Source organism: Brasilonema sp. UFV-L1 (assembly GCF_012912105.1).
Taxonomy (GTDB): Bacteria; Cyanobacteriota; Cyanobacteriia; order Cyanobacteriales; family Nostocaceae; genus Brasilonema.
This window is the reverse complement of the sequence record NZ_QMEA01000084.1, coordinates 19281-29127: the sequence shown is the minus strand read 5'-3', so window position 1 is coordinate 29127 and position 9847 is coordinate 19281. Positions and strand designations below refer to the sequence as shown.

5 protein-coding genes and 1 pseudogene are annotated in these 9847 nt (G+C 43.0%); 4 read left to right on the top strand and 2 right to left on the bottom strand.

Annotation, left to right across the window (positions count from 1 at the left end):
- The 3 genes and pseudogenes from DP117_RS22155 to DP117_RS22145 all read left to right on the top strand — a co-directional run.
- Nucleotides 1-570, top strand: a pseudogene (locus DP117_RS22155) (hypothetical protein); the annotation flags it as partial.
- Nucleotides 571-841: 271 nt separating this feature from the next.
- On the top strand, nt 842-2923 hold the full coding sequence (bchD, locus tag DP117_RS22150; protein WP_169220409.1) for a magnesium chelatase ATPase subunit D: 2082 nt from the start codon (nt 842-844) through the stop codon (nt 2921-2923).
- Between the two features lie 263 nt (nt 2924-3186).
- Nucleotides 3187-5472, top strand: coding sequence for an amylo-alpha-1,6-glucosidase (locus DP117_RS22145; protein WP_169220408.1), 2286 nt, complete (start codon nt 3187-3189; stop codon nt 5470-5472).
- A gap of 361 nt (nt 5473-5833) precedes the next feature.
- Here the strand turns inward: DP117_RS22145 and DP117_RS22140 are convergent, their stop codons facing one another.
- Together DP117_RS22140 and DP117_RS22135 are read right to left on the bottom strand one after the other, a co-directional pair.
- A complete protein-coding gene (locus tag DP117_RS22140) occupies nt 5834-6169 on the bottom strand; it encodes a DUF2973 domain-containing protein (protein ID WP_169220399.1) in 336 nt (111 codons plus the stop codon).
- Nucleotides 6170-6389: 220 nt separating this feature from the next.
- Nucleotides 6390-6728, bottom strand: coding sequence for a DUF2605 domain-containing protein (locus DP117_RS22135; protein WP_169220398.1), 339 nt, complete (start codon nt 6726-6728; stop codon nt 6390-6392).
- Nucleotides 6729-7994: 1266 nt separating this feature from the next.
- Between DP117_RS22135 and thrS the strand changes: the two genes are divergently transcribed.
- Nucleotides 7995-9836, top strand: a complete 1842-nt coding sequence (gene thrS / locus DP117_RS22130) for a threonine--tRNA ligase (protein WP_169220397.1) — start codon at nt 7995-7997, stop codon at nt 9834-9836.
- The last annotated feature ends 11 nt before the right edge of the window (nt 9837-9847 follow it).

The following is a 9847-nucleotide window of genomic DNA, read 5'->3' as shown; positions in this document are numbered from 1 at the left end:
ACAAGCAACCCTCAACCTGGTATCAATAATCTACAACCGCAAAATCCTGTTTTTGGCACAAGTAACATACAGCCGGGAGTAGCAACACAACTGCAAAATCTCACTCCAGCAACAAGCAACCCTCAACCTGGTATCAATAATCTACAGCCGCAAAATCCTGTTTTTGGAACAAGTAACATACAACCAGGAATCTCAAATCAGGCGCAAAATTCTTTTCCCAGAACAGCTTATCCTCAACCTCAGTCAGGAGTGATAGGTGTACCACAAACTCCAAGCGCAGTTCCTAATCGCTCTGTAACAATTTTTAACGAAATGATGAGGAATAGGTTGAATAACATAAATAGCGGTCAGCAATTACCTAGTGTTACACAACCAACATCAGTCGGATATCCCTCCTCAAATACACTAACTACAAATCAAAATGGCGTTATGTATAATACGCCTGTACAACCCAACAATTCTGGAACTTCAGTCTTGCAGCCAGCACCGGCGCCAGTACCGCAGTATATTTATTCATCTCCTTCTCAAATTCCAGGACAGTCTACTGGCGGTGGGATAAATAGGTACTAAGCTGATGGGGAGACCTCCTGCGGAGGAATTCAAAATTCAAAATTCAAAATTCAAAAAAAGAATTCTTAATGCCGTACCTTATGAATTGATAATTTTGAATTTGTTAGCGTAGCGTGCCGTAGGCAGCGCAGCGAGTGGGGTGATGGGGTGATGGGGAGGATAAAAATTTTGAAGAATGTGTTAGCAGCGAAGGCAGGCAGCGAATGCGTGAATTATTCAGTGTGGGTCAAATTTGGTATGCTAGGAAATTGGACTAGCTATGACTCAAACTATGCGATCGCCTACTATCAGCCCTCTCAGTACAGCCTTTCCTCTGACAGCCGTAGTTGGTCAACAAGCAATAAAATCAGCCTTACTTCTGGCTGCGGTAGATCCAGGTTTGGGAGGAGTGGCGATCGCCGGTCGTCGCGGTACGGCAAAATCTGTAATGGCGCGTGCAATTCATGCCCTACTTCCACCTATCGAGGTTGTTAAAGGTTCTATTAGCAACTGCTCACCTAACCGTCCAGAAGAATGGGATGACCAACTTTTGGCAAACCCGCCCCTCAGTCTTTCTGCAAGCGAACAAGAAAGCAGCGAGATAGAAACCGAAATCATCCCCGCGCCCTTTGTACAAATTCCTTTGGGAGTGACAGAAGATAGACTTCTGGGTTCTGTGGATGTAGAACAATCTGTGAAACTTGGGGAAACTATCTTTCAACCAGGTTTACTCGCCCAAGCACACCGAGGCGTTCTTTACATAGATGAAATTAATTTATTGGATGACCAAATATCCAATCAGCTTTTAACAGTATTATCTGAGGGACGCAACCAAATTGAACGAGAGGGTATTAGTTTTCAGCATCCCTGCAAGTCCTTATTGATCGCGACGTACAATCCAGAAGAAGGAGCATTGCGAGAACATTTACTTGATAGGATTGCGATCGCACTCAGTGCTGATGGTGTCCTCGGTTTAGATGAAAGAGTGCAAGCAGTGGAAGTGGCGATCGCTTACTCGAAATCTCCTCAAGAATTTCTGAACCAGTACAGCGAAGATCTAGACGCCCTCAAAACTCAAATTATCCTGGCGCGTGAATGGTTAAAAGACGTTAGTATCACAACCGAACAAATTTCTTACTTAGTAGAAGAAGCAATTCGCGGAGGCGTACAGGGACACCGTGCTGAGTTATTCGCCGTGCGTGTTGCTAAAGCCTCTGCAGCTTTGGATGGACGTACACAAGTGAACGCTGACGATTTGCGGCGTGCTGTGGAACTTGTGATCGTTCCACGGGCGACTGTTGTACAGACACCACCACCCCAAGAACCACCGCCACCGCCTCCACCCCCACCGCAAGATCAGCAAGAACCCGAAGATAATTCGGAACAAGAACAAGAGGAAAATCAAGAACAGCCAGAACAAGAACCGCCTGGTATCCCTGAAGAGTTTATCTTTGATCCCGAAGGAGTCGTTCTTGACCCGAGTGTGCTTTATTTTGCTCAAATGGCACAGCGACGAGGGAAATCTGGCAGTCGCAGTTTAATCTTTTCCCAAGACCGGGGACGTTACATCAAGCCAATGTTACCCAAAGGAAAAGTGCAACGCATTGCCGTAGATGCCACACTTCGCTCTGCTGCACCGTATCAAAAAGCACGACAACAAAGGTATGAGAGTAGGGGAGACAATACAGTCTCATCTTCCTCGTCCTCAAGAGGGCGACGAGTCTTTGTGGAACAGGGAGACATTCGAGCAAAGCGTTTGGTACGCAAAGCAGGTGCTTTAGTCGTATTTGTGGTAGACGCTTCAGGTTCAATGGCGCTGAACCGGATGCAGTCTGCTAAAGGTGCGGTGATGCAACTGCTGACAGAAGCATATCAAAATCGTGACCAAGTGGCTTTGATTCCCTTTCGAGGAGAACAAGCAGATGTCTTATTACCTCCTACACGTTCTATTGCTTTAGCACGTAACCGTCTAGAAAGATTACCCTGTGGTGGTGGTTCGCCATTGGCTCATGGTTTAACCCAAGCTGTACGCGTCGGTTTGAATGCCCAAATGAGCGGAGATATTGGACAAGTTGTGATTGTAGCGATCACTGATGGACGTGGCAATATTCCTCTATCGCGTTCTTTGGGTGAACCGCAAGAAAGCGGGGAAAAACCAGATATCAAAGCAGAATTGTTAGAAATTGCCGCTAGAATACGTGCTTTGGGAATGCAATTGTTAGTAATTGATACAGAAAGCAAATTCGTTTCTACTGGCTTTGCCAAAGAGTTAGCAAAGACATCAGGAGGGAAGTATTATCATTTACCTAAAGCTACAGAGCAAGCGATCGCTGCTATGACAAAAGGAGCAATTGCTGATTTAAAATCTCGTTGATATTCGCAGGAGTCTTGCCATTTTGAAAAAAAGCTGCTATCAAAACAAGTAGCGATCATAATCTTAAACTTTATTCATAAATTTTATAAACAAGATACATTTGTAAAGATTTTATGTTGAAGGTTTTACATATGCTCTGTTACTGAGTGTATGTGATTATGATTTGTGCTCGATGGCTCAAATCAACTCATAACAGCGTCTTTATTTCCAGTGGACGCTGCTACCTCCATAAAAAACTAGACCTGTACACGGAATTTTGGCTGATGACACCGGATACGCTGATGACACCGGAAGAAATTTCTCTAGACGGAAAAACTTATGTTCCTGCTGATCAAGTCCCTATCCCAGAATGGCCTTGCGTGGTCAGCGAAAGACCGCAACCGACGCTAACGGTTAAAGATGATGATTTGTTTTTGGTGACAGACAATTTAGGGAACGTATCTGGCTGTTCACTGAATGATGGCAATCCCAGTATGGGATTGTTCTGCTGTGATACACGCTTTCTCAGTCGCCTTGAGTTGCAAATCGACGAACACTCACCAGTGTTACTTAGCAGCACCGCTGAGAAAGGATTTTCTTTATCAATTTTGTGTACCAATCCCAAAATTGAAGACCGTCTCAAACCTGACACAGTGGGGATTCGTCGGGAACTCGTACTAAATGGAGCACTCTTTGAAGAATTAGAAGTATCTAATTATAGCACAAGTTCTGTTAGTTTTGAACTTAGCATTAGCTTTGATGCGGATTTTGCGGATTTATTTGAAGTCCGAGGCTATCACAGAGATAAGCGAGGTAAACTTTTACGCCTTGTCGAACCGACACCTGAAGAAGGAACATCAAATACCGATGGTGTTTCTGCACCTGCTCAGGCACCTACACAGAAAGAGCAATCTTTGAGTCTTGCTTATCAAGGTCTGGATGGCTTGGTGATGGAATCTCGCATTCAATTCCAGCATCGACAACCAGATTATTTTAAAGGTTACACAGCCGTTTGGCGGTTGGAGTTGGCTTCTCACGAAACCCAAAAGTTGGGTTACCGACTAAATTTGTTGACAAACAACAAACCTAGTTCGATTGTCGGCGCAGCTTTCACCCTCGCACAGGCGAAAGCTGGTGAAATCATGGAAGAGCAACACTGGGTGCAACAAATTACACAAATCCGCTCAGATAAAGGAACGTTTAATCGAATTATTGAAAGGGCTGAGCAAGATATGTACTTGTTGCGTCAGTCCTTTGGTAAGCATAAGACTGTTTCGGCTGGAGTACCGTGGTTTTCCTCGCTATTTGGGCGGGATTCGATGATCGCAGCTTCTCAGACTCTGATGCTAAACCCTCAAATTGCCAAAGAAACTCTACAGATTCTCGCGTTCTACCAAGGGAAAACAGATGACGACTGGCGTGAAGAAGAACCAGGTAAGATATTGCACGAGTTGCGGGCTGGGGAATTAGCACGCTGTCAGGAAATTCCTCACACTCCTTACTACGGTACAGTCGATGCAACTCCCTTGTGGTTGATGCTGTATGCAGAATACTACGCTTGGACTCATGATGTCGAAACTTTAGAGCAACTTTGGCCGAATGCTCTATTGGCAATGGATTGGATTGACCGTAACATGAGAGAAACTGGCTACCTCAGCTACTACCGTAAATCCAAACGAGGTCTTGACAATCAAGGGTGGAAAGACTCTGGCGATTGTATTGTCAATCGTAAGGGAGAGTTAGCCACAGGACCAATTGCTCTTTGTGAAGTGCAAGCTTACGCTTATGCTACAAAATTACGCTTAGCAGAAATTGCCAGACTCAAAAAGCGGATTGACTTATCAGATCGCTGGACAGAAGAAGCAAGAAACCTCAAGCTTCGTTTCAACAAAGACTTTTGGATGGAAGACCAGGATTTTTGCGCTTTGGCTTTGGATGGAGATGGTAAGCAGGTAGACAGTATTACCTCTAATCCAGGTCAGTGCTTGCATTTGGGCATTTTCACACCAGAAAAAGCTTACAGTGCTGCTGAACGGCTACGGGCACCAGATATGTTTAATGGCTGGGGTATTCGCACCCTGAGTAGCTTGTCACCAGCTTACAACCCAATGGGTTATCACATTGGTTCTGTATGGCCTCACGATAACGCACTTATTGCTATGGGGCTGCGTTCTCTTGGTTTAATTGATCAAGCGCTGGAAGTTTTTGAAGGTTTATTCGACATGACTCACCAGCAACCTTATCAACGTCCTCCAGAGTTGTTTTGTGGCTATGAGCGTAATGGTGATAACGCGCCTGTACAGTATCCTGTTGCTTGTACACCTCAAGCCTGGGCGACTGGAAGTATCTTTCAATTACTACAAATGATAGTTAACTTGGTACCCGACGCTCCTAATAACTGCTTACGAATTATCGACCCGACTTTACCTGAATCAATCAGCAGTTTATCACTACATAATCTTAAAGTTGGTTCTACCATACTTGATTTGGATTTTGAGCGTTCTGGAACGACAACTGCTTGTCGCGTTGCCAAAAAACGCGGAAACCTCAGAGTAGTTATTGAAGCATAAACGAATGTACTGAGTTATTAATGTTGAGGAGCCACGAAGCTGACTCCTCAGCACGTTACGGACTTGATATAAATGTCATCTTGAGCGTAACCTTGTAACCTTGTAAAACCAGTGCGACAGTCCGGGAGTCAGTGCGTTGCTCTCCAGTAACAACTTGCGTTTTCACCATAGAGGCGACTGGTGAGGCGCGAAGGAAAAATATGCTCCGCTCAAAATGACATCTTTAAAATTATCAGTTGGACTCTCATCAACTACAAGCCCCTCAGAGGAGAACACTGCGCCCAAGAACTGTGCTTTCCTCGTTGAGTACCAGTGGTATGGGCTATCAGTTCCATCACGTTTACGAAACTGACGAACTTTTCTAGCCTTCCTCTTGTTGATTCTCACTCTTTTTACTTCCTGGAGAAGCTTCATAAAGCTCATCCAGTTTTTGTCGGGCGTCGTCAACATTAATCGAACGCATGACTAGAAGTGGTTCTTTAATTAAATTGCCAGTCGCATCTAATAACTCTGGATGGGGTATAAATTGTTTAGTTGAGGAATTATAAGGATATCTGCCTTGGTTTCCTAAAGGCGCAGACTTTGGTGGATAAATCCGCTCTCTATCAAAACTAAACAAAATCAGGTTACGAATTAAGTTAGCGACAGCGATAAAAGCTAGGATGGTAAAAGCAAAAATGTAAAGCAGATGTAACATTGTTTTTTCCTCCAGAGTTAGCAAATTCTAAAGCGATATGTTGTAAAAGGTTTTGCTTAGCTGATGCCGTTAATGATGGTGATGCTAAATTGTTAGCGCAGCTTTTGTGCGCTCAGACTCTTTGATTAAGAGGGGTATTTTGAAATTTAGGGGGAGTGCAGTGCCATAAAGTACATCACTTGCGACCTCAGATGATGTTAAAAATTTTTTACTATCTCACCTATATATTGTCTTTGCTTTGCCAGTTCTCCTGTTGCGAACGAAAGCGTGTTGCCACATGCCAACACTGTGTAACTAATTGATGCCAAGGCACTAATGTTGCCATATCAATACCAACTTGTTCGCCAGTTGCAGTAAACAGCATCTTCGCTGTGGTGACTTCCTCTTGTGCTTTCTTGACTTGTGTTAGTAAGTCGGATTGTTCATCTTGACTCATGAATGATAGCTGTTCCGTCTCCAGAAAATTGCGCGATCGCGCAAACCAGTACTGAAAATCTTCTAACAGTGGTTGCAAAACTGTTTTCAGCAATTCAGCTTCCGGTACATTTGAGTCTCGCATAAATGAGAAGCATATTTCTAACTTTCTTACTAATATTAACTCTATTTAAGATTCTTAACATTTTTATTGTCTCTCCCATAAGTCAGAAAACAGAAAAATTTTTGTCATTTTGGTTACATCTCTGTCATGACTGAGATTTCTCATCTCTGTGACATAGACCCACAAAGGGATCTCAAAAAAAACTGTCATCACTGGAAGCAAAGACATTGATAATTCCTGATTTTTTTGTATTAAAAAATACTTACTATTGCTGGCGATACTAGGGTCGTGAATAAACATGCATAAACCCTCTAAAAAAAAACTGGAGAGTTTCTCATAAAACTTGTCCGAAAAAGCACTACTGCAAGCATTGCTGTAAGCATAGAGCGAACCGTAGGGTAGCATGTGGTTTCAACTGCGTGAGTCCTACGGACAAGCTACGAATTGCAAAGCCGCACCGCTGTAGTTTCCAAGAAAGAAGATAAGGTGCTTTGGCACAGCTAGCTGTGCCAAAGGTGAGTGAGATAGCCGTAGAGTGAAAGCACACGATCCCTAATTCATCACCTAGTTGCGCGGAATTTATGCACTTATTCTGACTCAGGATTGTTCAGATTTTTTTCTTGGTTGTATTGAGTTAACATAACAGTATCTCACAGTTAAAGTAAAAAATGACAGAATATCTAGTAAAATTAAGATGAAAAAGAAGATGGTCACATGGTAGGCTTTGATCACAAACACAATTTGTTAAGTACATAGAAATGACTTTTAGCTGTCAATCAGAAGTTGGTTTTTCTTCTTGACTACAAATCGTTAAGTCGAAAATGAGAACGTCTAAGTTAAACCAACGAAATTTAAAATGGTTATATTTCAAGGAACAGACACATCCATCCAAATGTATGACATACAGACGAGCACAAAACTCAATGTTGATATGAGGACTAACTCGCAGCAAAGAATATTTGCCTATCAGGTTTACTACTGACTACTCATTAGTTTTCTCACCAAGAGAAATTGATGATGAGTTTTTTTTATATAAAAGTTATTGTTGATTTATAAGTGGGTATTAAATGACATGATGACTTAATTAAGAATAGACTTTTTCAGAGTCAATGATGAGATAATAATTATATCGTTAAAAAAACGGGGAGCATCTTGCTAAAGACGTAATTTTTTAGAAAAATCAAAAAAGAAAAAGTATGACAAACCCGTAAAATAGCCCTAGATTATAGTGAATAGAGACTTGAATAAGGTCAGCTAATACATCATGATTACTAATAACGTTCGCCAATGGTACAGCAGCAGATATCGCCAAAATCATCCAGTCAGCAAGAACAACCTGAAAAAGTGTTTTTACCACGTACTTCAGAATCAGAAATATTAAAGAAGATTCGCCACACCACTTCTCACGTGATGGCGATGGCAGTACAAAAGCTGTTTCCCAAAGCGCAAGTCACAATCGGTCCCTGGATTGAAAATGGCTTTTACTATGACTTTGATAATCCCGAACCATTTGCTGACAAGGATTTAAAATCCATTTACAAAGAAATGGTGAAGATTATCAATCGGAAATTACCAGTCATACGAGAAGAAGTCAGTCGCGAAGAAGCACAACGCCGTATTCAAGAAATTAAGGAACCTTATAAGCTGGAAATTCTATCAGACATTAAAGAGGAACCAATCACGATTTACCACCTAGGAGATGAATGGTGGGATTTGTGCGCTGGACCTCATGTGGAAAATACTGGCGAACTTAATCCGAAAGCGATTGATTTAGAAAGCGTTGCTGGCGCTTATTGGCGTGGAGATGAAACCAAAGCGCAGTTGCAACGCATCTACGGTACTGCTTGGGAAACGCCAGAACAACTCACTGAGTATAAGCGACGTAAAGAAGAAGCACTGCGACGGGACCATCGGAAACTGGGTAAGGAATTAGGATTATTTATATTTTCTGACTTAGTGGGACCTGGGTTGCCATTATGGACACCGAAAGGAACTTTGTTAAGGAGTCTTTTGGAAGACTTTCTCAAACAAGAACAACTCAAACGCGGATATTTACCAGTCGTCACTCCCCACATTGCCAGAGTAGATTTATTTAAAATTTCTGGACACTGGCAGAAATATAAAGAAGACATGTTCCCGATGATGGCAGAGGATGAGGAAGCTGCAGCCCACGAACAAGGGTTTGTTCTCAAGCCGATGAATTGCCCGTTCCATATCCAAATTTATAAGAGCGAGTTGCGCTCTTATCGCGAACTGCCAATGCGACTGGCGGAATTTGGCACTGTCTACCGCTACGAACAATCTGGGGAATTGGGCGGCTTAACGCGGGTGCGGGGTTTCACGGTTGACGATTCACACCTGTTTGTGACGCCAGAACAGCTAGACAGCGAATTCCTCAACGTGGTAGATCTGATCTTGTCTGTGTTCAGTAAACTGCAACTCAAAAACTTTAAAGCTAGACTCAGTTTTCGCGATCCGGCGAGTGATAAGTACATCGGTTCCGATGAAGCGTGGGAAAAAGCCCAAGGTGCAATTCGTCGTGCTGTGGAACAGTTGGGAATGGAGCACTTTGAAGGAATTGGCGAAGCCGCATTTTACGGTCCCAAACTCGACTTTATCTTCCGTGATGCTTTAGAACGAGAGTGGCAACTAGGAACCGTACAGGTAGATTATAACCTACCACAAAGGTTTGATTTAGAATACGTTGCTGAAGATGGTTCTCGAAAACGCCCAGTGATGATTCACCGTGCGCCCTTCGGTTCCTTGGAACGACTCATCGGTATTTTAATAGAAGAATACGCAGGAGATTTCCCTTTATGGTTGGCACCAGTACAAGCAAGATTGTTGCCAGTGGGTGAAGCTCAAATCGAGTATGCTGCATACGTGGTAGCGAAAATGAGAGACATTGGTATCCGCGCTGAAGTTGATCTCAGTGGCGATCGCCTAGGTAAACTCATTCGCAATGCCGAGAAAGAAAAAATTCCCGTAATGGCTGTAGTGGGCGCGAAAGAGGTGGAAACAAACTCCTTAAGTATTCGCACCCGTAACTCTGGAGAGTTAGGAACAGTGCCTGTATCAGAAGTCTTAGACAAGATGAAACAGGCGATCGCTAACTATGACAACCTTTAACAAAAGGTAGA